The 24,951-nt window shown below is 63.1% G+C and carries 12 protein-coding genes; 5 read left to right on the top strand and 7 right to left on the bottom strand.

Annotated features, from left to right (window positions below; genetic code table 11):
• Nucleotides 1–171: 171 nt before the first annotated feature.
• The 4 genes from PPGU16_RS09585 to PPGU16_RS09570 all read left to right on the top strand — a co-directional run bounded on the left by PPGU16_RS09585 (nucleotide 172) and on the right by PPGU16_RS09570 (nucleotide 4,907).
• Nucleotides 172–1,068 carry a glycosyltransferase family 2 protein gene (locus PPGU16_RS09585; RefSeq protein WP_180719784.1) on the top strand — a complete coding sequence of 299 codons (897 nt, stop codon included), beginning with the start codon at nucleotides 172–174 and terminating at the stop codon, nucleotides 1,066–1,068.
• Between the two features lie 116 nt (nucleotides 1,069–1,184).
• Nucleotides 1,185–2,282: a glycosyltransferase family 4 protein gene (locus tag PPGU16_RS09580; RefSeq protein WP_180719783.1), complete on the top strand. Its 1,098-nt coding sequence runs from the start codon at nucleotides 1,185–1,187 to the stop codon at nucleotides 2,280–2,282.
• Between the two features lie 283 nt (nucleotides 2,283–2,565).
• Nucleotides 2,566–3,669: an acyltransferase family protein gene (locus PPGU16_RS09575; protein WP_180719782.1), complete on the top strand. Its 1,104-nt coding sequence runs from the start codon at nucleotides 2,566–2,568 to the stop codon at nucleotides 3,667–3,669.
• Nucleotides 3,670–3,836: 167 nt separating this feature from the next.
• On the top strand, nucleotides 3,837–4,907 hold the full coding sequence (locus tag PPGU16_RS09570) for an acyltransferase family protein (protein ID WP_180719781.1): 1,071 nt from the start codon (nucleotides 3,837–3,839) through the stop codon (nucleotides 4,905–4,907).
• Nucleotides 4,908–5,197: 290 nt separating this feature from the next.
• Here PPGU16_RS09570 and PPGU16_RS09565 read toward each other — a convergent pair whose 3' ends face one another.
• Both PPGU16_RS09565 and PPGU16_RS09560 read right to left on the bottom strand, forming a co-directional pair.
• Nucleotides 5,198–6,370, bottom strand: a complete 1,173-nt coding sequence (locus PPGU16_RS09565) for an acyltransferase family protein (protein WP_180719780.1) — start codon at nucleotides 6,368–6,370, stop codon at nucleotides 5,198–5,200.
• The gene (locus PPGU16_RS09560) at nucleotides 6,351–6,728 is read right to left on the bottom strand and encodes a hypothetical protein (RefSeq protein ID WP_180719564.1); all 378 of its coding nucleotides are present in this window, start codon (nucleotides 6,726–6,728) and stop codon (nucleotides 6,351–6,353) included. The genes PPGU16_RS09565 and PPGU16_RS09560 overlap by 20 nt, the downstream gene beginning before the upstream one ends.
• On the opposite strand from PPGU16_RS09560, the gene PPGU16_RS09555 reads away from it, so the two are divergent.
• On the top strand, nucleotides 6,729–7,463 hold the full coding sequence (locus PPGU16_RS09555; RefSeq protein ID WP_243460525.1) for a glycosyltransferase family 25 protein: 735 nt from the start codon (nucleotides 6,729–6,731) through the stop codon (nucleotides 7,461–7,463).
• Between the two features lie 369 nt (nucleotides 7,464–7,832).
• Here the strand turns inward: PPGU16_RS09555 and PPGU16_RS09550 are convergent, their stop codons facing one another.
• From PPGU16_RS09550 to PPGU16_RS09530, 5 genes are all read right to left on the bottom strand, one after another.
• Nucleotides 7,833–9,017, bottom strand: coding sequence for an oligosaccharide flippase family protein (locus tag PPGU16_RS09550; protein WP_243460524.1), 1,185 nt, complete (start codon nucleotides 9,015–9,017; stop codon nucleotides 7,833–7,835).
• Nucleotides 9,005–10,969, bottom strand: coding sequence for an HAD family hydrolase (locus PPGU16_RS09545; protein WP_180719778.1), 1,965 nt, complete (start codon nucleotides 10,967–10,969; stop codon nucleotides 9,005–9,007). Before PPGU16_RS09545 ends, PPGU16_RS09550 begins: the two co-directional genes overlap by 13 nt.
• A gap of 269 nt (nucleotides 10,970–11,238) precedes the next feature.
• On the bottom strand, nucleotides 11,239–12,393 hold the full coding sequence (locus PPGU16_RS09540; protein WP_180719777.1) for a GDSL-type esterase/lipase family protein: 1,155 nt from the start codon (nucleotides 12,391–12,393) through the stop codon (nucleotides 11,239–11,241).
• Between the two features lie 81 nt (nucleotides 12,394–12,474).
• Complete coding sequence (locus PPGU16_RS09535; protein ID WP_180719776.1) at nucleotides 12,475–14,811, bottom strand: condensation domain-containing protein; 2,337 nt, start codon at nucleotides 14,809–14,811, stop codon at nucleotides 12,475–12,477.
• Nucleotides 14,812–14,814: 3 nt separating this feature from the next.
• The gene (locus PPGU16_RS09530) at nucleotides 14,815–24,699 is read right to left on the bottom strand and encodes a non-ribosomal peptide synthetase/type I polyketide synthase (protein WP_180719775.1); all 9,885 of its coding nucleotides are present in this window, start codon (nucleotides 24,697–24,699) and stop codon (nucleotides 14,815–14,817) included.
• Nucleotides 24,700–24,951: the final 252 nt, after the last annotated feature.

Genomic DNA, 24,951 nt, shown 5'->3' with positions numbered 1-24,951 from the left:
AGCATGGTCGTCGAGATGCTGGCTGGAATGGCTTGCTCCATTGGCGCGGTCGGAACGATTGAGTCCGGCGCAAGACGGGCTGTCTTTTCCGGTTTCCAGAAAAGCATGCATTGGCCGACGAGGTGAATGTTGAATTCGACTGTCTGTTCGCAAGTAGCCCTGTCCGGGGAAATGAGCCTGCCATCGTCCGCCAGGGATGCAAAGGTCTGCCTGATCTTCGCCACACGCGGGCGCGCCGAAGTGCTTGAACGTGTCGTCGCCTTCGTCGATTCGCAGACCGTGCGGCCGGATCTGATCATCGTCTCCTGTGTAACGGACGAGGATGCGGGCACGCTCGCAAGCCGACCCGGATTGCTCGTGATCAAAGGCCAGCCTGGTTTGACCGTGCAACGTAATCATGCGCTGAAGCACGTGCCGGGTGACTTCGATGTCGTAGTACTGCTGGACGATGATTTCCTGATGCACAGCAAATGGATCGCGGAAGTGCTCAAGACGCTGGACAGCGATCCCGCTATTGCCTGCGTCACGGGAACGGTACTCGCGGATGGCATCCACGGGCCGGGTTATTCCGTTGAAGAAGGACAAGCGATTCTCGCAACAGCCATCGACGTTCCGGCAATCCTGAACGTCGCGTCGACGGGCGGACCCTACGGATGCAACATGGCATTCCGGGCCAGCAGCATTGCCGGACTCCGGTTCGACGAGCGTCTCGTGTTGTATGGCTGGCAGGAAGATCGCGATTTTGGCGGCCAGATCTGGAATCGGGGCGGTCGTGTCGTGCGCATCAACACGGCACTCGGCGTGCATCTGGGGGTCAAGCGGGGCAGGGTGTCCGGCCGCAAGCTCGGCTATTCGCAGGTCATCAATCCGCTCTATCTGGCGAGAAAGAAGACCATGCCTTTGCGCGCCGCGCTCGATCATGTTCTGCGCAATGTCGCGAGCAACGTCGTGCGCAGCTTTGCGCCGGAGCCCTGGATCGACCGCCGCGGCCGGCTGGGCGGCAATCTGATCGGCCTGTGGGACTTCGTGCGCGGCAGGCTCACACCTGAGCGGGCCGCAAAACTATAAACGAACCCCGGAGCGCAAATCGCTGTGGGGGAATGGCCACGCCGGGGACGATGTTCGCAGTCGCGAAACCGCGCGACTTCCAGACAGCTAACCATCTGCCAACGAGGCGATGCTGCATGTACAAGACAATTGCGTTCAACGGCAAGTTCTTTGGCGCACCGCCAAGCGGCGTGCACAAGGTTGCCGAGCAACTCATTGCGGCGACGGATGCGCTGATTGCGGAGCAATCGGGCAATGCCGCGGACTACGCGCTCGTCATCCGAGATAGCGTCAAGGTCCCGCCTTATCGAAAGATCCTGTGCGTTCAGGAGAATCCGCTGGTTCGCCGGATACACCGGATAGCGTGGGAGCAATGCTATCTTCCTTTGGCTCGCAGAAAGGACTTCATTCTCAACCTTTGCAATCTCGGGCCACTGTGTCATCGCGATTGCGCGACGCTGATCCACGATGCACAGGTCTATTCCGCGCCGGAGTCTTATTCGCTGGGCTTTCGGCTGTGGTACAAGTTTCTGTTCTTCTTCATCGGCAGACGGCACAAGCTCATCGTCACCGTGTCGGAGTTTTCGCGGAACGAACTCGTACGCTACGGCGTTGCCAGTGCCGACAAGATCGTGGTCGTACACAACGGCTGCGACCATGTTCTGCAGGTGGCGCCTGATGACGGGCAACTCGCGACATTGAAACTCACGCCGAGACGCTATGTGCTCGCGCTCGCGAACACGCAAAAGCACAAGAACATCGCCATTCTTCTCAAGGCCTTCGCAAAGCCCGAACTGAAGGATGTCGCGCTCGTGCTGTTCGGCGGAGCGACGAAAGCCGAGTTCGAACAGCTCGGGCACATCGTGTCGCCCAATGTGCAGTTTGCCGGCCGGGTCACTGATCCGGAACTGGTGGGGTTGATGGTGAACGCTGGCGCACTTGCGTTCCCATCGCTGACGGAAGGGTTTGGTTTGCCGCCACTGGAGGCGATGGCGCTTGGCTGTCCGGTGGTGGCCGCACCGTTCGGCGCGCTTCCGGAAGTGTGCGGCAAGGCCGCTCTTTACGCGGACCCCCTGGATGCCAACGCGTGGAGCCAAAAGATTCGAGCGGCGCTCGACGATGAAGGCGTGCGCCAGTCTCTGATATCGGCGGGGCGTCGGCAGGCTGGCAGCTTCACCTGGAAACGGGCGGCGCGAAACCTGTTCGAGGCCGTGAAAGCCGTCACGCCCGCCTAGCGGAAATCACAAGCCGGAACTGTCGCTTGATTTGGACGATCTGCTTCACGCGCATAGGCGGTGTGTGGCTTTTCGAACGGTCTGTCACACGGCCCGCCCGTACATTGCGGTAGGCGCACACCCGTCGTGCGCCTTCGTTATCCGGACTCCGCTGTCCGTCACGCGACGGTGACGGGAATCGAAAGCTGCTCAGTCGACGCATGACGAAACGCACCAAAGAAGGGATTTGTCAGATGTCCACGCCGGCGCGCTGGCTTGCAAGCCGGTTTCGGAGGGCAGTGCAATGAAGAGATTGGACTCGGTTCAGGTGCTTCGCGCGGTCGCGGCCTTGCTAGTGGTGTTTTGCCACGCGGCGGCCGAGGTGGGCCACCATGGCGCACCCGCATCGCACCTGTGGCCGCTCATCAACACGAAGGGGCTGTTCGGCGTCGATATTTTCTTCGTCGTCAGCGGCTTCGTGATGATGTATATCATCTCGGGGCAACGCTCCGGGAGCACGACGGCCCGATGGTTCATCGGCGATCGCATCGTGCGCGTGGTGCCGCTCTACTGGGTGGCGACGCTGCTGTCGATCGCCATCGGTCTCGCGCTGCCCGCGCTCAAGAACAAGAACTGCTATGAAATAGCGTACGTTCTGCGCTCGCTGCTCTTCGTGCCGTCCACGAACCCGATGACGGGTGCGCCAGAACCGGTGCTGGGACTTGGCTGGACGCTGAACTTCGAGATGTTCTTCTATGCCGTCCTTTCGCTGGTCCTGCTACTCGGTATCCGGCGCGTTTATCTCGCGGTGGTGGCGATATTCGTGACGCTGGTCGCGCTCGGTCTTGTGTTGAAGCCCGAGTACCTCATCCTTAGAGGCTGGACGCATACGATCATTCTCGAATTCGTGTTCGGCGTGGTATTCGCGCAGTCGCGCCTCTCGGGATTCCGGATTGGCGCGCTTGCGCAGATCGCGCTGATTGTCGCGGGTGTGACGGGCTGGCTGATGACGGGGCCGTCCGCAGACGGCACATTCGACATGCGTGGCCTCATGTGGGGACCGCCTGCCGCGGCGATATTCGCCGGCGTCGTCATGGGTCGTCGCGATATCCAGTATCCGAAGCTGCTTCTGCTGATCGGCGACGCGTCGTACAGCCTCTACCTCACGCATCTCTTCATCATGCGCGGGTCGTCGCTGCTGGTGAGCCATCTGCCTGTCGGGCCTGTGGCGCGCGTCGTGCTGTTCTTTGCCATTTTCCTGCCTTGCACGGTGGGCTTTGCGATCTTGTCCTACCGCAGGTTCGAAATGCCGACCATGCGCTTCGGCCGCCGGTTGCTGCGGGCGCGGCCAGGCAAGGGGAGTGCTGTCGACGGCGTGTCGGCAGGAACCCAGCAGGCGAGAACCTGAGGCGATCTGGCGCACGTCGGGCGCCTTGGACTGTGTCAACGCGGACGGTTCATCGACCTGCGCTCCCGAATAGCCTGGAGAATTGACGCAGTTAAGAACGGGGCTACCAGGGCCGATTTTGGCGAATCGGCCTTTTCCGCAATCGCCGGAATTCACTGACGACATATATGGGACGCCATACCAGACTTTACGGGCTGCAACATCTGCGCTTTCTGGCCGCCTTTGCGGTATTGGCCCACCATATCCTCGAAGAGGCTTCGGGAAGTCCGCTGGCGCTCGTTGCGCCTTCCGCGCAGCGCGTCGGAGCGTGCGGTGTCGACATCTTTTTCGTCATCAGCGGGCTGGTAATGTGGCATACGACGGGAGGCTTTTCCTCGCAAACGTCGGCCAAGGAATTCTTCACCCGTCGTCTCACGCGAATCATGCCGTCTTATTGGGGATGTCTGGCCATCGTGGTAGCGCTGTCTTGCAGCGGTATCGCGTACCGGCACGTGCAGATCGACGCCGTAGGCTTGATCGAGTCGGTGCTGTTGCTGCCACCCACGACATCGTCCGGTCAGATCATGGGTGTTGCGTGGACGCTCGTCTATGAACTTTACTTTTACCTGATCTGTACGGCGGCACTTTGTCTTCCGTGGCAAAGATACCGGGCCGCGCTGATTGTTGCCCTGCTGGCCGGTGTGCCTGTCGTGCTCAATATGGTCGGCGCCACGACACAAGGCCAGTACTATGGCAACCCGCTCGTCATCGAATTTGTATGCGGCATCTTTCTTGGCGCGATTAGCGCACGGCTGCCTGAATTGAGCTCTCGTGTCAGGTGGCTGGTGTTGATGACGTGCGTTGCGCTTTTCTGGTGGGCTTCTATAGCCTCACCCGATGAAACGACCTCTGGCCTGTCGCCTTCATTCCGATGGTGGACCTGGGGGATTCCTGCGACGCTGCTGGTGGCCGCATTCGTGCACACGGACGACAGTGGCAGCCGGATCGGACGTGCCCTGACAGTGCTCGGCAACGCGTCCTATGTGCTTTATCTGACTCACGGATTCTGGATGAACGTGTTCGCGAGGGCCGTCAAATCCGGGACGTTCCACAGTTCGCTTAGTCTCTATCTGGCGGCTATCTGCGTGGCGGGCCTCGCGGTTGCGTTCTCAGCCGCTGTTCACCTTTACCTGGAGAAGCCGTTGCTTGCCCGGCTCGAGAGCAAGCGGTCGCGGATTCGCCAGACGGCACTGACCTGATGCTGCGTCGAGCAGAGCAGCGGGTCGGGCGATTCGCTTAACCGCTCTGAGACGTTCGCAGATAAAGGCGTGTCAATCCGATGCACCTTGTGGTCCGCGATGTGGGAATGCACTGCGGTCAGGCACGAGCGTAGATCGACTCCTTTGAATTCGCAGATCCCGCTGAGCGCTACGAAATTGAATGGCGGCGTGAAGTCGAGTCGGTCATAAGCAGCGTGGCCGCCCGCTCCATCCTTTGTTGAGAGGGAGGTACGATTACCCCCTCGCACAAAACCACGCGATCCCCTAGTCTACTGATCCGCCATCATTCCGCCAGGCGGCGTTACCGCCGACGTTACAGGCCGTCGAACGAGTCTCTTCGACAGGAAAGCGCGCACGGGCTCCTCGACATATCGCGTCAATACGATCGCGCTCACGAGCGTCACTGCACAAGCGACGACGATCGGAACTGTCGACGGCTCGTTTGGCTTTCCGATCAGCATGAACACAGCCCGGCCAATCGGAAAATGCAGGAGGTAAACCGGGTACGAGAGCCAACCGAGAAACTGCGCGATCTTCGCTTCGTAAGTCGACGCGCAGGACAGATTCGCGCCGACCATCACCAGGCAAGGCGCGACGCAGAAAATAGCCAATGCCGGATACACCCCGCGAAGCGACATCGGAAACAGAAACATCACGAGCGCAACGATATACAGACCGTATGAATTGCGCAGTACCTGTTTCAGGGCTTCCATGATGCGCAGATCGACGCCGGAACTCTTCAGGTTGTATAGCAGGACGCCAACCACAAAGCCGAATGACACACGGTAAAACCCGCCATCCATTCTGCTTCCGGACCAGCCTTGGGAGAAATCGACGATAGAGTGCCCATGGTTCTCGAAACTCGTGAGAGCTCCCGTGATCAGGAACATGAGACCGCTGATGACGATGATCTTGAACATCGTCGACCGGCTCAAGCGGACGACGATTACGAACGCGATGCTTGCCACCATTTCAAAGAAAAGCGACCACGCTGGCGGATTCGCCGGAAATATCTCACCGATCGTGAAATCGGAAGCCGCAACGGCGCCCGTCGTCGCCATGTTCGCGTTGCCGAGATGGCCTATATAAGGAGTGAAGAACAGATTGTGAATGGTTGCCGAAACGATGCTCGGCATCGGGTAGGTCGACAGGCCGAGCATTCTTGCATGGATCAGCACAGGCACGCCGATCAGCAAGGAAATCAGCAGCATCGGATACAGCCGGATCACGCGTCTTTTTACGTATTCGAGCGTGGTCATTCCGCCGAGCAGCCGTGTTCCATATGAGTGAGCGATGACAAAGCCGCTCAGCATGAAAAACAGATCGACGGCCACGTAGGCGTTCTTGAACGCCTCCTGACTGAAATGCGACATCATCACTGCGATGGCCGCGACGCCTCTCAAGCCGTCGAGTGCATCGTATCTACTGTTTTTCGTAGCCATCGCAACCCCATATTTTCTGTCCCACCACGGCGAGGTAGATGCCCCGCACCTTGACCATCGCTGTCAGTGAGTCTAGCGGCCCGGTTGGGGCGAATGTGTTCGATGGGCAACGCAGCGCCAGCATTGCCGGGCGCGCCACGCCGACGTCGTGGGCAGGCGTTTCCCAGAAATTGTTAGGCAACCCACGGAACAAATCCGGGAAAAAACTTACGCTGGGTCGTAGGGTACGCACACCGTGTGCTGAGGCGACCGCCGGTGCCGACATCCGCGCGCGACGCTGCATTTCTAACTTGGGGCCGTAGAGAAAATGAAGATATTCGTCATCAATCTCGACAAGTCTACCGATCGACTGAGCCACATGACAGTCCAGCTCGACAGGCTGGGCTACGCCTGGGAAAGATTCCCTGCCTTAGGGCCGGCGCACGTAGAAGCAATGAGTCGAACGCTGGATCTGCCGCTGCTGCGTGGCACGTGTAGCGCGCCTGAAAAGGGCGCGGCGCTCAGCCACTATTCGATCTGGAAAAAGGTGGTGGAGGAAGGCATCGATCATGCGCTCGTGCTCGAGGACGATGTTCATTTTTGCCGGGATGCGAGGAGTCTTCTCGATTCCCTGAACGAAAAGCTTTCGCGGGGATTCCGCTATGACATCATCAAAATGGAAACTTCCCTGGCGGGCATCATCATTGATCGAAAAGGCCTGAACCTGTCGGCCCGCACGGGACTGCACCGGTTACGGAGCAATCACACGGGTGCAGGCGCCTATCTGATTTCGAACGACGGATGCCGCAAGATGATCGAGCGCTTTGCATCCTCCGATCGCGCGGTCGATCTCGTCATGTTCAGCGGCGATCTTGAAGAGGTGCACATCTATCAATTGCACCCCGCGCCATGCATCCAGGATGTCTGGCTAAAGAGCGGAAAGAAGGGGATTGCCTCCGTGATAGGAGAGGAGAGAGCCGAGTGGAAGCCTGGGTCGGTCTGGGTTCAAAGAGCTAAAGCACCTTTCCGTGGCGTATATGATTTCATTCAAACGCTGCGTGTCTGGAATCAAGGTCTGGTGAAAATCAGGTCCAGCTATAAAGATGGAATCTGATCGATCTATCTGGCGAGACTCATTTCAGATGAGTCACGTCGGCCTGCTTAACCAGCAATAATTCTTCCCCGGCACTCGTGCCCGCGCCATGCCCGTGACATCGCAGTATTCGACGAGGGTCACGGCCTGCGTCACATTCGCCAGCACGCCATGAATGCTGCTTCGGGCGAATCGTCGTCGAGTTCCTATTGAATCGGGAAGTACTGCCCAACTCGGCGCGTCGCGCTGCGACGCGCCCTTGCGTTTGTCCAGCATCGCACGGTCACCCTTTTTCGCCGGGCCGCAGGACGAGAACGGGACTGCCGATCGTAAAGATCTCGCTGATCAAACCGGACCGGACCAGAGAGACGAGCAGAGTCGTCAGCAGCGTCAGTTCTCCCAACAGACGCGAGGCCACCATGCCCATTGCCCCCAATGGATCGCGAGCGGAATGGCGGCGACGATGCTGACGACTGCGGTCGCCACGCCGGCACGCGCGAGCACGCCATCGCGATGTCGGGGAATCAGAAAGTAAAGTCCGAGTGCCTGGTTGACGACGCTCAACGGCAAAACCAGCACGAAAACTTTCAGCACCGGGATGGATGACTGAAACCCTTTGCCGAACACGAGTGGCACCAGCCAGTCGGCAAGGAGCATCGTGAAGGCGACACCGCCGAGTGCGCCGAAAAGGAAGAAGGTCAATATTCCCCATGCGAGTCGGTTCGCCTTCGCCGGATCCACACCGACGAGATACGTGACCTTCGGAATGAGAATCTGGGAGGCGGGGACCGTCAGGCTGAGCGCAACGGCGATGAGTCGCTCGGCCACGCCGAACGCGCTGACCTCGGTGGCCGGCGCGAGCACGGACAGCAGGTAGGTCGAGGCCGTGATCAGCAGAACGGACGTGCCCGTGTAGATGAAAATGGTCTTCGAGCGCTGGATCAGATCGATACCGGCCCGGATCGACGAAAACCATCCGGAAAACTCTCGCCTGATTGCGCCGAAGCCCAGCACTGTTTGCAAGAGGCAGGAAGCCAGCAGCAGAAAGAAAACCCGCGAGAGATCGGATGGCTCATGGATGAACATGAAGATGAGGGCGAGCGACGTGACAAATCCGACGACCTCGATCATCACACTTGTTCTGGCGCGTCCCGTGCTCGTGTAATACCAGCCCGGGTTGAACGCGGCGAGCAGGCCGAGCAGCACCGTCGTGCAGCCTAGCATCGGATGGGCCGACAGCACGGGGGAGAATGCGACGGCGCCGAGCCCGAAAATCGCGGTGGGGATGCACAGCAGTATTCGGCCCGTCATGTGACTCGACAGGATGGCCGCGCGTTCCGCGCCGTCTTTGGCGTAGACCGTATCGCGCCCGCCGACGGTCGGGAATCCGAAATTCACGAATCGCCAGAGCGTGTTCGACAGCGACATGCCGGCCAGCACGACGCCATAGCCTGCCGGCCCCAGCGTTCTGCCGTAGAAGGGCAGGAGCAGCAGCGGGTAGACGTAGCGGACGACGTAGGCGATATACGTCGCAGCAAGCTCCGCGTGGGTTTTCGAGGGCTTTACCGAATCCATGATCGCACCGTGTAGCCGAACCGGATCGTTTTCTGCACGAGTCGATGCGAGTGTGGAAAGGCGCGCACTACGGCTCCGCTGGGCCAGAGCGACTGCTTCGCCACGAACAGCCGCGTCCATGCGCTGGCTTCATTGAGGTTCGGACCCGTCACCTTGACCGTGTCGTCGCGCCCGTAATCGAGCGACCGGTCCCGCTCGGCGAGCCGGTTGACCAGTTCCGGGTCCGGGAACATGATCACGCGTTCCAGGGTTTTGGCCGCCAGTTCGAATTCGGCAAGCGACGTGTCCGCGGGGGGCCGTTTCGCACTCTGGGCAACAAAGCGGGCAATGTCCTCGAATTTCGGGTCCGGCATGCGCACGAGCCTTTGCTGCCAGCCTTCCGTTTCGAGGTTGGAAACGAGGCTGCCGTCGGCGCGTCGGTCGAAGCGGCGCACGCTGTCGAGATCGGGCTCGACCAGGCTTTCGATCAGATGCCAGAACGCGAGCACTGATGAGATCGAGTCGCCGGGCTTGTAGCCGTTGCGCTCCGTCAGCAGTCCGGTTACGGACGGAAAGTGAGCACGCCCGAGATGCTTGTAGTCGCTGCGCGCGAGCTGGACACAGTGGCCCCGGTCGATGAGCTTGCTCTGCATGAGCATCTTGAAGGTGGAACCATAGAGACCGGTATCGCACAGCACGATGCCCTGCTTGCCTGCCGTGATGGTTTGCCACACTTCGCGAAACCGCCTGGCCTGCTCGACGATCTGCTCGTGCAGGTGCGCTTCGCGTCCGCTGCGCAACGCGTCGATGAACTCGCGCACGGTCGCGTAGTTGCCGTTCGGTGCCATGTCGGTGCCACTGAGCGCGCGCGCGAGCGCTGCGACCTTACGCACTTCGAAAGAATAGTCGAGTTCGTCGACTACGCCGTCGCCACCGTACACGAACGCGTCTCGCGCCGCGACGAGCCGCGAGATCATCAGCGGCTGGATACTGATATCGCTGCGGGCGGGAAGCTGCGCGGCATAGAGCTCGTACAGTTTCTGGAGCCCGAGTCCCCCGCGCGCGCAAAACAGCGCGACCACAGGGCCTTCGATGGCCGCCGTCTGTTCGAGGTAGACATGCAGTTTGCGGCAGTATTCCGCGAACACAGGACCCAGCACGTCCTGGACGAGCGTGTCGCCCGCCGTGCCAGAGCCGCGCTCCGTTTTGCGTTTCTGTGCCTGGCGGTGCTGCCAGTGATGCCACTGCGACTGGCCGCGCGCGAGTACGGCGTTGGCGCGCAGCAAGGCGACGTGCAAGCGGGAGCGCGGGCGCAGGATGGCCGTCATCCCGCAACGGCGCGGCATCGTGCAGTCAGCGACGAGATCGTCGCCAAGGTGCGCCATCTTCGAAAGCGGAACACCCGCTGCATCCGACACTGCCGCGAAGATCGTTCCATCGCGTTTCGTGAGCTGCAGGTCGGCGCTCGTATGAATCGCATCCCATTGCAGACCGGGCGGACAGATTGCCGTGATCAGTTGCCGCAGTGCGTCGCCGGACAAGCTCGTGTCGCTCACCACACGCAGCGAAACACCGCTTGCGCGGAGCCGTTCGAGCGCGCGTATCAACGGCAGATTCGGCACGAGGCATTCGCGTTCCACGGCGAGTTCGCACGCAATCCATTCAGGCACGTACGCGGTATCGACATGGACGAGTCCCAGCAAGCTGGATGCAATGCTTTCCAGGCGGACCTCGCCACGCCCGGCGACGTTGCGGGCCCGGTAAGCGATGTGCTCGATCTGGCGGCGGCGCCGGGCGAGCGCATGAGGGGCGAGTTCGGCCGGACGCAGCGCGAGACGTTCGCAGAACAGCTTCGCCACTTTCAACAGGCGTTGCTCCAGCGATGCGGGTTTGCGAAGCAGCAAAGTATCGAAGGCATCGACGCAAAGCAGGGTGCTTTGCGCTTCTTGCAGCAGCTGTGGGAGAGACTTCACGAAGGGCCATCCTCTCAGCAATCAAGCTGTGTTTGATTCATCGGCTCCATGTGCGGCCTGTGTGTCGCGGCGCGGAGCTCTGTATATCGGTCCAGTCGATGCATGGCGAGGACGCGCCTGCATGACTCTGCGGCCCATTGTGAACAATCACGGATGGCGTGTTTGTGCGTGGGCGTACGCAGGACAGGGTATTTGCCGGGCGTGGACCGACGGGGGACCGGGCCGCTTTCGGCCGGCTTTCGCGTCAGCAGGTCATCACGCGCGCCGGGTCAGTTTGCCGTGACGGGAGTCGATAGTTCCGAGGCGGATCGTTCGCTCGCCTTGAAGCTCGGTTTCAGAAAGTCGATGACATCGGCATCCGTGATCGGTTTGAGATGCAACCCGAATGCGGCGTTCAGCGAGGCGACGAGATGTTGCGCCCAAAGGGTATTCCACACCACGCCCGCATGACCGTCGGACGTGGCGGCGTTGTGCGGATCGTCACCAGATGTATTGGTGATGGCCCAGCCGGGCGAAAGACGCACCGTCTTGTAAGCCGGACGACCTTGCTCGTCGCGCGTGCCCCACAGTCCCGCGAACCAGGCGCGATCGCCAAGAAAGGCGATATGGCGATCCGACGCGGCCAGCTTGCGCAAGCCGTCGTCGAAGCGCTTTAGTCCGGCATCGATATTGGAGATCGCTTTGGCGGATTGCCAGCTGTCGAACTCGCCTGACCAGTCCGCGTTGCTGAGCACGCCAATGAGCAGGATGTAAGTTTCAGGATGGTGCTGGCGGATCAGCGCGACGGCCTTGCCGATTTCCCCGATCGCAGCGTTGATCCGCGCCGTGGGAAGCGGGCCGTTCGGATCGCGCGACATTTCATCGAGGATGTCGTGTTGACCGAGATCGTTGATGCCGATCCGGATCAGCACAACGCCGCCTTTCCAGGCCTGTGGCTCGGTGTCCATCAGAGCGACGAGACGGGTCGCCTGGCGCATCGGGTGTCCCATCAACTGATTGGTCCAGGCGCCGCTGATGGCAAAGTTGTAGCGGTAGTCTTCCTTGGCGGGCGCCCGCGCGAGCGAGCCGAATGCTTCGTCGAAGTACGCGCGATACTTGTTGGTGCCCCAGGCGCCCCATTGGCCCTGGTCGATCTGGTCGCCGCGCAACCGGCCCAGGACCTCGGTCCATTGCCAGGTGGTCGCGCGCCAGGGTCCGCCTCGCGCGTTCGGCTCTCTGGCCGTTCGCGAATCGTGATAGGACTGGCTGTCGGAATCCCCGAGCACGGCAAGGCGTATCCGGTCAGTCGGCACAGTCTGTCCGTCGGCGACAGCAGCGGCCGGCCGACGGGACAGGTCAGCCCCGGCCAGCCTGCCATAAATCAGGCCGGCCCCCGTCAGGACACCGCAAAAGACCAGCAGTAACACTCTGCGCAAACGAAACATAGCCGTACCACCTCATTCAATCCGCCCGCCATCCGATCGCAACCCGCCTGCAACCTGAAGCGTGCCTATCCGGCGTCGAATCTAAGCCTTGGCGCGGCTCAGGACTGCTGCCGGCGCGTCCGGCCCGCCAGCGGTTTCAGCCGTGCTGCCCTCGATGCCCGCCAGGCGCTCACGCAGTTGCTTGCCAATGACGGCCGCGCCCGCCGAGCGGAAGATCTGGTCGTGCATGCCCGGCACTTCGGTGACAACCAGGTTGCCAGGTTTGCCCGTTACGACTGACTGCCATCCCAGGTCGTGTGCGAACAGGCGTCCATTGAGCACCTGGCCACTGCGGAAAATCTGCACGTCGCCGTCATAGGGAGCGGGGCGATACCGCGCCTGCTGCGCCAGCAGATACTCGATGTACCAGCGGTTTTCCGACACCATATGCTCCGAAGCATTGCCCTGAATCAGGCCGAGCTTGAGAGCAAGATTGGCAATGCCGAGCCAGCGAACGATCCGATACTGGTTGAGGAACGAAACCATCGATGTCTCGCCTCGCAGGGCCTTGCGGAAATCGCGCGGAATGTTGTCCGCGCGCACCTGCATCTTGCGCAACTGCCGGTCGTACCACGGCATCGACTCGCGATAACCCGGGCACCAGGAATCGTTGAGGATGACGAGTTCGACCGTTTCGCCTTCGCGCCTGAGCTGATGGGCCGCTTCCAGCGACAGCGCGCCGAGCACACAGTGCCCCATCAGGATATACGGGCCTGTTGGCCGGGCCAGCCTGATCAGCCGCACGGCGTCCGCGGCGACGTCCTGGAACGCGCGCTGCGGGAACTCGCGCGGGGCGCCTTCCGGGATCATCGGAATGTCGATGATGGGGCGTTCGGTGCCGATCTGCCGCGCCAGTTCATAGAACACGGCCGTGTTGTTGAGCGCAATGATGGGCGTTCCCGGCGCGTTCTCGTTGAAGCGCACGATATTGCGCGCTTTCGCCTCCAGTTCGGCCTGACTCATGAACCCGCTGTTGCCGACGCCCGCCACGAATGTCGCCGTCGCCTTCGCGGCAGGGGGCGCCACCGGCAGCTTCGCGTCGATCTCGACGGTTTCCAGCATCGCGCGCCATTTCGCCAGATACCCGTCGATCGTCTCGATGTCGTACAGATCCGTGTCGCCTTCACACGAGATGCGCCAGCCGTCCGGGCGCCGCACCATGAAGAAGTTGAGGTCGTAGAGCGCGCCTGCGTTGAAGGAGGGCGAGGTCGTCGCGGCGAACTCGCCCCGGCGAACCTCATCGCCCACGCCGACGAAGCTTTGCTGCAGGGCGAAATTGACCGAACACAGCGGCGGGCGTTCCGCATCGGATACCTCGCCCGCCATCTCCATCATCTCCTCGAACGGCAGGTGCAGATGTTCGATGGCGTCGCTGAGCTTGGCGCCGCACTGCGCTGTGACGGCGGCAACCGTGCTGCCTTGAGGAATGTCGAGGCGCAGTATCACCGTGTTGATCAGCGGCCCGACCACGCCCTCGAGTTCCTGCTGGTCACGCACCGACATCTGCGTGCCCATGGCGACCTTCGTCTGGCCGGCCGCTTTTTGCAAGGCCATCGCGAGGCCCGCGGCCGCCACGCTGAACAGCGTGACGCCTTGCGCCTTGGCAGCCGCAATCAGGCGGTCGCTGAGCGCGCCGGGCAGCAGAATGGAGCGGATGATGCCCTGGAAACGTCGCGCCTGCGGCCTGGGACGGTCGCCGGGAACGTCGAAGCGGCTGAAATCCCGAAGTTCCTGGTGCCAGTGGGTGCGAGCGAGATCGAGCGCGCCGCTGGCAAGGAACTCTTCCTTCCACAGCGCGTAGTCGCCATGGTGAAGATCGACATCGGGGTAAGCGGGCTCGAGGCCGGCATGCACGGCGGCGAGTCCTTCCACGAGTTCGCGCACGAGGATCGCGAACGACCAGCCGTCCATCACGAGCGAATGGAAGGTCAGCTGGAGTTCGCCCTGCGTGATCGACCGGGGCAACCACACGGCCCGGAAGAAGGAGGGCGACGACAAGGCGAAGGGCGTGCGCGCCTGCTGTCCGCCCACACGCTCCGCTTCCGTAAGGCCATCTTTTTCCTCGAAGCCGGTGAGGTCGACCACTTCGAGCTGGAAGGGTGCGTGGCTCCAGACCTGCTGCCGCAGCCCCGCACCCGTCATCAGGAAGCCGGTACGCAATACCTCGTGCCGCGCGACCAGTTCGCGGAGCACCTGTTCGATGCTCGCGGCTTTCAGCGGCCCCGACAATTGCAGCCGGAACGCGATGTTGAGCGCGGAGGCCTTCGGCGACGCCTTCTGCTCATGCCAGAACCTCACCTGGCAGGCGGTCGCCGGAAACAGGGCGTAGCTGGCTTCGACCTCGTGAGCAGGGGCGATCTTCAAGGCTAATCCGTTCATCGCTCAGACTCCTTCTGCAACCCGACGCTTGAAATTGAGAATCGACGGCCGGGCGACGGCAGGCGCCACCATCAGCTCTTCCGCCGGCGGGCCATCGAGGCTCGCCGCCAGTTCGGCGATCGTCAGGTTCTTCATGAGCTGACGCGCATCGACACCCAGGCCGCGCTCGTTCATCCGCGCGACGATGCGGAACAGCTGGAGGCTGTCTGCGCCAAGGCTGAAGAACTGCTGGTCGATGCCGACATGCTGGAGGCCGAGCACGTCGCCCCAGATCGCAGCGATCGTCGACTGCGTCTGCGTCAGGGCCACGGGTTCGATCGTGATGGTTTCAGCCGCTGCGGGCTCGATCGGCATCGGGGCGGCCGGCACCACCTTGAGCGCCGCTTGCGGCTGACGCACGGGCGTGGCCACCATGTCCGCCGTCGGCACGGGCAGCGCCTTGCGGTCGAGCTTGCCGTTGCTGGTCTGCGGCAGTGCGTCGAGCGTCATCCACAGGGTCGGCACCATGTAGCCAGGCAACTGCCCGGCGACATGCGCGGCGACGGCACCCTGGTCGGCCTTGTCGGCAGCAGACGCGACGATGTAGCCCACGAGGCGCGGACTGTCGCCGACGGTATGCAGCGCGACGGCAGCGGCGGCCACGCCGGGCGCCTTGCGCAACGCAGCCTCGATCTCCTCGATCTCGATGCGGAAGCCACGCAGTTTGATCTGCTGGTCGCGACGGCCGAGGTGTTGCAGCGAGCCATCGGCGAGGCGTTTCGCCAGATCACCCGTGCGGTACAGTCGGCACGGCGCAGCGCCCTCGATCGAAACCAACCGGAATGCTGCATCCGTCAGATCGGGCCGATTGAAATAGCCCTTTGCGAGGCCGTCACCGCCGATCCACAGTTCGCCGCTCACGCCTTGCGGCGCCAGATGCAGGTCGTCGGTCAGCACATGCAGTTGCGTATTCGCGAGGGGCGCACCGATCACCACCGCGCCGTCTGCAACGACACGCGAAGCGGACGACCAGATCGTCGTTTCCGTCGGGCCGTAGAGGTTCCACACTTCAGCGCCCGTCGCCAGCAACGCGTCGGCGAGATCGCGCGGCAGCGGCTCGCCGCCGCACAGGATCTTGAAGCCCTGCGGGACCTTGAAGCCGGCTTCGAGCAGCATGCGCCACAGCGACGGCGTTGCCTGGAGAACGGTGGCAGCCTGCTCGTTCAGTCGCGTCACCAGCTCGTAGCCGGTGCGTACCTCGGCATGGCCCGCGATAAAGGTCTGCCCGCCAGCGATCAACGGCAGGAACAGTTCGAGACCGGAAATATCGAAGGAGAACGTCGTGACGGCAACGATGCGGTCTTTAGCGGTAAAGCCCGGCGCTTCCGCCATCGACAGCAGGAAGTTGCTCAGCGCGCGATGGGGAATCTCCACGCCCTTGGGCTGGCCCGTCGAGCCCGACGTGAAGATCACGTAGGCCGGGTCCGCCTCCGATACGCTGGGCAGCGTCACTGCCGTGTCGTCGCGTTGCGCGAGCAGCGTCTCCAGATCCAGCACGCGATGTGCGCCCGGTTCCAGCACCGCACGGCTGGCGCCATCGGTGAGGATGGCGGCGACGTCGGCGCCGTCGAGGATCTGGCGCAGACGCGCAGGCGGCATCGTCATGTCGAGCGGCACGTAGGCGCAACCGGCCCGCCACACGCCGATCATGGCGGCGACCGTCATCACGCTGCGGTCCATCGCGATGGCGACGCGTCCGCGCGGCGCGATGCCTGCCGCCACGAGACTGCGGGCGATGTGGCTGGCGCTTGCGTCGAGCTCGCCGTAGCTCAGGCGCAGGACTTCATCCGACACGGCCGGCGCATTGGGCGTCTGACGGGTCTGCGCGGCGATCATGGCCGGCGTCGTCTGCGACAGATCGTAGGCACGCCGGGAGTCGTTCAGCTCGTCGCGCAGGTGATGGATCTCGGCATCGTTGAGCAGCGACAGTGCTGCGACCGTCGTTTCGGCATCGCGGGCGATCGCCGTCAGCACGTTTTCGTAGTAGCCGAGCCAGCGCTGGATCGTCGCTTCGTCGTACACGTCGGTGTTGAAGTCGCAGTCCAGACGCAGACCCTTTGCCGACTCGATCACGTTCAGGAACAGATCGAAGTTGCTGTAGGCCTTCGCGTTCGGCGCGAAGCGCGTGGTCACACCCGCCATGTCGAGCTCGCCGTCGACCTTCTCCAGATTGAACTGCAGATCGGTCAACGGAAGGCGATTGAGATCGCGCTTGACACCGAGGTCGCGCACCAGCGCGCCATAGGTGTAGTTCTGCCGGTCACCGGCGTCGTACAGGTGATCGCGCACCGCCTTCATGTGCGTGGCGAAAGGCTGGTTGCGGTCGAACTTGACGCGCAGCGGCAGGAAGTTGACGCAGTGCCCGACCAGCAGCGCTTCGCCTGCTTGCGACTGGCCAGCCATCGGTGCGGCGATCACGACATCGTCATTGTTCGACAGGCGGCCGAACAGCACCTGCGCGGCGCCGAACAGCGTGGCGAACAGCGAGCAGCCCTGTTTCGACGAAGCCGTTTTCACCTGCTTCAGGAGATCGGCACCCAGATGGCGTGTCGTCGAAGCGCCGCTGAAGCTCTTGAGTTCCGGGCGCGGACGGTCGCCGGGCAGATCGGGCTGCGGCGCGGGGTTGCGATGGAGATTCATCCAGAAATCGCGCGTGTCCGCGTCGACGCCAGCCTCGTCCTGCGCCTTGGCGAAGGCGAGAAAACTCTGCACTTCGTCGAGTTCCGCCTGTGCGCCCGACACTTCCGCCGCGTACAGAGCGGACAGATCGCGCAGGATGATGTTGATCGACCATCCGTCGCAGATGATGTGATGGGCAGTGAACACGAAGGCCCACTTCTGGCTTTCGAGCCGCACCAGCCCGGCGCGCGCGAGCGGACCGCGTGTGAGATCGAAGACCTCGCGGGCTTCGGCATCGATGATGGTCTTCAGTTGTTCAGCGGCATCCGCGTGGCTGGACAGGTCGATCTTTTCGAGCGGCACGATCGTGGCCGGATCGGCGAACATCATGTCGCCGACACGTGAGAAGTGAACACGCAGCGCATCGTGGCGGGCGACCGTTGCCGCGAAGGCGCGTTCGAACGCGGCCTCGTTCAGTTCGCCGTTCAGTTCGAGCGTGAACGACTCGTTGAACGCGAGCGAAGCTTCGTTGCCCAGTTGAGCCGACAGCCAGATTTCTTTCTGCGGTTCCGTGAGGGCAGCCTGCGTAAGCGGTTCGGCCTGCGGCACGGAAGCCGGAGCGTCCTGCGTGTTGCCGAGAATGCCAACGCGCTGAAGCGCCGCGATACTTTCGATGAACGCATCGCCGATCTTGCGGATGTCCTCATCCGAATGGCTGGTCGTCAGGAAGCAGGGGAAGCCTTCCATGATGTGAACGCCAAGGTAGCGCATATACGGATAGAACAGGCTTCCCAGACGGTCTTCGCCTGCAAAGCTGACGTAGAACCAGCTCGAGAAGGATTCGGCGCGCGCCGCGATGCCGACTTTCTCCAGATGGCCATTGATACGCTGCACGAGTCCGTCCATGCGCGCGGCGAGCTTCTCCTGCAGCGTCGGGCCGGCCTCCTTCAGATGCAGCAGCACGGCTTTCATCGCTGCCAGCACCACGGGGTGACGCACGAACGTACCGGCGAAGAAGGTCGGCGGTACTTCGGGTACCGAAGCGTCGCCGAATTGCCACTGGCCGCCGTCGAGCGCATCCATGTACTGGGCGGTGCCCGCGAGCACGCCGACGGGCAGGCCGCCGCCGACTACCTTGCCGTAGGTCGCCATGTCGCCCTGGATGCCCCAATAGCCTTGCATGCCGGCCGGATGAACCCGGAAGCCCGTCACGACCTCGTCGAAGATCAGCGCGGAGTCGTTGGCCGCCGTGACCTCGCGCAGCTGCTGTACGAATTCCTTCGGCCGCAGATTCGGATGACGCGACTGCACCGGCTCGAACAGGACACCCGCGATATCGTCGATGTTGGCCTTGATCCACTCGAGGCTTTCGGACCTGGCGTAGGGCAGCACGACCATGTTGCCCACCGAGTTCTGCGGGATGCCGGGGGCGAGCGGGAAAGCGCGCGGGACACCTGCTTCGCTGCCCGGTTTGACGAGGACTTCGTCGAACTGGCCGTGATAGTCGCCGTCGAAGCAGACGATCTTATCCTTGCCCGTCACGGTGCGCGCGAGGCGCATCGCTGCCATCACGGCTTCGGAGCCGGTGTTGCAGAAGGTGACGCGCTGGTGGCCGGTCATGTCGGCGAACATCTGCGCGACCTCGCCCGCCAGCGGGGACTGCGGTCCGATCGCGAAGCCTTCCGCCATCTGCGCGTTGACGGCGTCCACCACGAAATCGGGCGTGTGGCCAAACGCGGTCTGGCCGTAGCCGTTGACGATGTCGATATATTCGTTGCCGTCGACGTCCCAGATCTTCGAACCCTTCGAGCGTTGAGCGACGACAGGATAGACCAGCTCTTTCCATTCCTCGCGGAAGCCGCTGGCCGTACGCGGATCGGCGAGCACCGCACGGTAGGACTGCGTACGAGCTTTCGACGTGGGCGTCTTCGCCGAGTAGCGGGCCGTCAGATCCGCGATGAACGCCGTCTGCGCATCCGTCATCTGCGCCGAGTTCGTGGCGCCGGGCTTGTACGCGGTGAAGCGCGTCGGGCGGTTTTCCTCGAACTTGATCTCGGGGCCGGCGGGCTGCACGGGCGCCGCGGCGGGCTTGGGCGCGGCGACCGCCACGACCGGCGCTGCTGCGGTCTGGATCACGGCGGCGGGCTGTTGAACGGCCATCGGCGCGCCTTGCAGCACGTCGAGCTGACGCGCCATCAGGGACTGCATCGCAGCGATCTGGTCGCGGATCACCGACTGGATATCGCCCGAAGCCGAAGGCGCGGCCATGACGGGCGCGGTCCCGATGGGGGCGGCCATAGCGGCGACGGCGACGGGTGCCGCAACAGCGACGGGCGCGGCTTCGACCACGGCCGGCGCGGCCGGCTGTTCCGGATCAGGCGGCATGGCGCCGTCGAGGAACTGCGCCAGCGCAGGTAGCGTCGGGTAGTCGCTCATGATCTGCCGGAAGCTGACCGTGACGTCGTAGCGGCGGCGCAACTGCCGGGAGACCTGCCCCATCAACAGCGAGTCGTAACCGAGGTCCCAGAAGGTCATGTTCGGGTCGGACGTATCCGGCGCCTCGCCGGAAATCTCAGCGAGAAGCGAGGCCAGTTCGGCAATGAGGCGCGGTTTGCGGTCGATTTGTACGGTTTGGTCCATGGCGGTCTTAGGAATAATGGTTATGGCATCGGGCGTGGCCGGCGCGGCGATTACCGCAGCGGCCGTCGTCTGGGTGCGTGGAGCAGCAGTTGCAGGCGCATCGATCCAGTGGCGTTCCGGTTCGAACGGATACGTCGGCAGCGAAACGCGGCGGGCGTTTGCCGACTGGACGGTCTTCCAGTCCGGCGTGACGCCGTTCAGCCACAGCCGCCCGGTCGCTTCGGCGAGCAACGCAAGCTCGCGGTCGCGCATCGCGAAATCGGGCAGGGAGGCAATCGCGGCCAGATAGCGGTCTTTGGGCAAGCCCTGCATCGCGAAGGTCGTGAGCGTCCGGCCGGGGCCGATTTCGAGCAGAAGCGGCTTGCCTTCCGCCGTCACCATGGTCAGCGCGTCGCTGAAGCGCACCACGTCGCGGCAATGGCCGGCCCAGTAACGTCCGGGCACGGGCTGATCCATCGACGCCCATTGCCCCGTCACCGACGACACATACGGAATCTTCGGGCGTGCGAACGAAAGCGTATCCGCGAGCTTCGCAAGATCCTCCACGACGCCGGACATCATGCGCGAGTGGAACGCATGAGACGTGTGCAGACGCCGATGCTCGATATCGCTCGCCTTCAGCGTAGCCTCGAAAGCCTCGATGGCGGCGAAGGGGCCGGCCACCACGCTGAGGGTCGGCGCATTGATTGCGGCCAGGTCGACATCGGCGGGCAGAAGGGGCCTGAGATCGGCCTCCGACAGTCGCACCACCAGCATCGCGCCCGGTTCCGCCGACTGCATGAGCGCGCCGCGCTTCGCGATGAGGTACAGCGCATCCTCGAAGGCGATCGCTTCGGCCACGCAGGCTGCAACCAGTTCGCCGACGCTATGGCCGATCATCGCCGTCGGCTTGATGCCGCGCGACATCCACAACTGCGCCAACGCATATTCGACCAGGAAGAGGGCGGGCTGCGCGTAGATCGTCGATCGGATGGGGTGCGGGGTGTCGTCGCCTTCCGGTGCCTCGCTGAGCAGCAGGGTCCGGATATCCAGCCCGAGATGGGGCGCCAGCGCCTCGGCGCCCTTGTCGATCCATTCGCGATAAACCGGCTCGGTGCGATAGAGCGCCTGGCCCATGCCCGGATATTGCGAGCCCTGGCCGGGGAACATGAAGACGACGGGCGGCGCGGCTTGAGGCGCCTGTGCTTCGATGGCGCCTTTTTGCAGCTTCGCCTTGGCCTGATCGACGCTGTCCGCGATCACCACGGCGCGATGCGTGAAGGCGCGGCGTCCCGTTTGCAGCGTCGCGGCCACGTCGGCGAGCGAGACGCCGGGATTCGCTGCCAGATGTCCGGCGAGATTGGCCTTCGCGCGTTCGAGCGCTGCCGCGCTTCTCGCCGAAAGCGGCAGTATCTGCAGCCCGTCTTGCTGCTCACCTGCGTCGACACGGCAAGGTGCTTCTTCCAGCACCACGTGGACGTTCGTGCCGCCGACGCCGAACGAACTCACACCCGCGCGGCGCGGCGTGGCGCTATCAGCCCAGGGACGCACAGTCTCGTTGAAGAAGAACGGGCTGTTCGTCACGTCGATGGCAGGATTCGGCGCATGGAAATGCGTGAGCGGCGGCAAGGTGCGGTTGCGCAGCGCAAGGGCCGCCGCCATGAAACCCGTCACGCCGGCGGCCGCGTCGAGGTGTCCGACATTGGCCTTCGCCGAGCCGAGCGCGCAGAACTGGCCGCCCTCGACGCCGCCCAGGCGGAATGCCTGCACGAGGCCCGCGAATTCAATCGGATCGCCGAGCGGCGTCGCCGTGCCGTGGGCTTCGATATAGCCCACGGAGGCGGGATCGATGCCTGCCTCGGCGTGCGCGATAGCAATTGCGCGGGCCTGTGCATCGACGCTAGGCGCGGTGAAGCCGACCTTGTCGGCACCGTCGTTGTTCATGCCGACACCACGGATCACCGCATAGATGGGGTCCTCGTCAGCAATGGCGTCGTCGAGACGTTTCAGCAGGACTACGCCCGCGCCGCTGCCGAATACGGTGCCCTTCGCGTTCGCATCGAATGGACGGCAAACGCCATCGGGCGCGCCCATCCCGCCTTCTTCGTAGAAGTAGCCGCGCTTCTGCGGAAAGGTGACGGACACGCCGCCCGCCAGTGCCATGTCGCAGCGTCCCGCCCGCAGGTTCTCGACCGCGAGGCCAATCGCCGTCAGCGAGGTCGAGCATGCCGTCTGTACAGAAATGGCCGGTCCCGTGAGGCCGAGCTTGTAGGCCGTGCGGGTGGCGACGAAATCGCCGGCGCCGACCAGCTTCTGATACTCGCCGATCTGGAACTGGCTCGTGAACTCGTCGATCACGCCGCGATCCGTGAGCACATGCTTGAGGAAGTAGGTGTTCATTGAGGTGCCGGCGAACACTCCGACGGCACCGGCGATCGTCGCAGGATCGTAGCCGGCATCTTCGAACGCTTCCCAGGCGATCTCGAGGAACAGGCGCTGTTGCGGGTCGGTCAGCGCTGCTTCACGCGCCATCACCCCAAAGAAGCCAGCGTCGAAGCGATCGACGTCCTGAAGTATCGGCCGCGCCTTCACATAGCGTTCTTCGCGGCGCGAGCCATCGTCGAAACTGTCTTCCAGTTCCGCTACGTCGAAATGCGTGATGCAGTCGCGCCCCGCGAGGATGTTGGCCCAGAACTCGCGGACATTGCGCGCGCCAGGAAACCGTCCGGACATGCCGACGACAGCGATCGATCCGTCTTGCAAGTCCCGGCGGCGCCCGATGGTCCGTTGCTGTGCGACCCCGAGCGCATTGCGCAGATGCGTGGCCAGTGCCTCGACATTGGGATGGCGGAACAGATCCACCAGCGCAACCCTGGCCGACACGTCGCGCGCGATGATGGCGTGTGCCCGCATCAGATCGAGCGAGCGCAGTCCGAGGTCGAAGAAGTTCGCGCGGCGATCGACGGGATTGCCGAGCAGCCCTTCGAACACGGCGGCCAGCTTCCCGGCGAAATCGTCGTCGATCGGCTCGGGTTCGACAGGTGCTGCGGCAGCAGGCGTATCGAGTCCCGCAAGCAGCGCTTTGCGATCGATCTTGCCATTCGGCGTCAGCGGGAAGTCCGGCAGGACACGCAGTTCCGTCGGCATCATGTAGTCGGGCAACGCCGCCTTCAGATGTGCGCGCAAACCGTCGAGAAAAACCGTGGCAGACTCGGCGTCGGCTTTCACGAAGCCGGCAATGGACTTGCCACGACGGCCCTCGAATGCCGCCACGGCCGCATCGGCGACGCCGGGCGCGACACGCAGCGCATGTTCGATTTCATCGAGTTCGATGCGCTTGCCCGCGATCTTGATCTGCCGATCGTTGCGGCCCAGGAAATCGATGGCGCCGTCCGCGCGACGACGGACGAGGTCGCCCGTGCGATAGAGCTTGCCGCCCGGGATGAAGACGTCGTCGATGAATTTTTCCGCCGTCAGCTCGGGGCGATTGAGGTAGCCGAGCGCCACGCCATCGCCGCCCGTGACGAGTTCGCCGACTTCGCCATCGGCGACGGGAACCAGCTTGTCGTCGACGATATAGACGCGCGTGCCCGCGATCGCGTCGCCGATGGGAATGGCGTCGCCATTGGCCAATGCTTCGCTGTCGCGCGGAATGCGGTAGCAGCAGGTGAATGTCGTGTTCTCGGTCGGCCCGTAGCCGTTGATGATCTGCAGCCCGGGATGCGCTTCCATGACCTTGCGGATATGCACGGGCGACAGCACGTCGCCGCCCGTCAGCACTTCCTTGAGGGGCAGAAAGGCTTCCAGCCGATAGTCGGCGAGCGCATTGAAAAGACCGGCCGTGAACCACGCACTCGTGACGCCGAGCCGCGCCATTTCGGAGGCGATCGTGTCGAGCGAAGGCTGGACTTCGTTGATGATCGCGGCGCTGCCGCCATTCAGCAGCGGACCCCAGATCTCCAGCGTGCTGGCATCGAAGGCGAGCGGCGCGAGGTTGAGAAAGCGCGTTTCCGGCGACAGGTTAGTGAAGGTCTGGGCGTGCACCAGGCGCAGAATCGCGCGATGCGGGACGATCACGCCCTTGGGCTTGCCCGTCGAGCCGGACGTATACATGATGTACGCCGGGTCGTCAGGGCCCGTCGCATGCATCGGAGCAGGATCGACAGCCGCCGACGACGCGACGATCTCCGCCAGATCGATCAGTACGCCATCCAGTCCGCCAATGCTGGCAAGCGCCGCCCCATCCGCGATGATGAGTCTCGGCGAGCAGTCGGCCACGATGAAATCGAGCTGTGCCTTGGGATAGGCGGGGTCCAGCGGCACATAGACGGCACCCAGACGCAGGATGGCCAGCATCAAAGCCAGCGTGTCCCGGCTGCGCGGAACCATGATGGCGCAACGATCGCCTCGCTCCAGTCCCATGCTGCCGAGGGCGGTCGCGAGACGGGCGGAGCGCTCGCCAAGCGCGGCGTAGCTTTCTTCACCCGTCGTGTCGATCACAGCGAGATGATCACCAAACTCGCCACATACGGCATCGAAGCGCGCCGCCACGCCAGGTCCATGACCTGCGCCGCTCGGCAAGTCGCTCAAATATCCATCTCTATGTGACATCTGCCGGTCTCCAGAAGTTTGCTGAAGGTATTGAACTGAGCCACGCGTGGCGCTTGGCGCTCATATGGGCGGGGCCGGTCACGGGAAGCGCAGGCAGCACGTGGCTGTCCACGCCTCAAACGCGAAATTTGCGGTAAGTGAAAGTTAAACTTCTGCGGGATGCCTATCCGTACGCCGTCGCACACACGAGCGACGCAACAACACTTTGAGCAGAGGAGTTCGTGCGGAATGGCGCCAAGCCGCTCCCGATGC

Origin of the sequence: Paraburkholderia largidicola (genome assembly GCF_013426895.1) — a bacterium.
GTDB lineage: Bacteria > Pseudomonadota > Gammaproteobacteria > Burkholderiales > Burkholderiaceae > Paraburkholderia > Paraburkholderia largidicola.
The sequence above is the reverse complement of the archived record's forward strand: the minus strand, read 5'-3'. Positions and strand labels throughout refer to the sequence as shown.

Excerpts from the sequence above, each read along its gene's own strand:
- PPGU16_RS09585 (WP_180719784.1), top strand. The coding sequence starts at position 172 with ATGAGCCTGCCATCGTCCGCCAGGGATGCAAAGGTCTGCCTGATCTTC.
- PPGU16_RS09575 (WP_180719782.1), top strand. The coding sequence starts at position 2,566 with ATGAAGAGATTGGACTCGGTTCAGGTGCTTCGCGCGGTCGCGGCCTTG.
- PPGU16_RS09580 (WP_180719783.1), top strand. The coding sequence starts at position 1,185 with ATGTACAAGACAATTGCGTTCAACGGCAAGTTCTTTGGCGCACCGCCA.
- PPGU16_RS09565 (WP_180719780.1), bottom strand. The coding sequence starts at position 6,370 with ATGGCTACGAAAAACAGTAGATACGATGCACTCGACGGCTTGAGAGGC.
- PPGU16_RS09570 (WP_180719781.1), top strand. The coding sequence starts at position 3,837 with ATGGGACGCCATACCAGACTTTACGGGCTGCAACATCTGCGCTTTCTG.
- PPGU16_RS09535 (WP_180719776.1), bottom strand. The coding sequence starts at position 14,811 with ATGAACGGATTAGCCTTGAAGATCGCCCCTGCTCACGAGGTCGAAGCC.
- PPGU16_RS09555 (WP_243460525.1), top strand. The coding sequence starts at position 6,729 with ATGACAGTCCAGCTCGACAGGCTGGGCTACGCCTGGGAAAGATTCCCT.
- PPGU16_RS09540 (WP_180719777.1), bottom strand. The coding sequence starts at position 12,393 with ATGTTTCGTTTGCGCAGAGTGTTACTGCTGGTCTTTTGCGGTGTCCTG.
- PPGU16_RS09550 (WP_243460524.1), bottom strand. The coding sequence starts at position 9,017 with ATGGATTCGGTAAAGCCCTCGAAAACCCACGCGGAGCTTGCTGCGACG.
- PPGU16_RS09530 (WP_180719775.1), bottom strand. The coding sequence starts at position 24,699 with ATGTCACATAGAGATGGATATTTGAGCGACTTGCCGAGCGGCGCAGGT.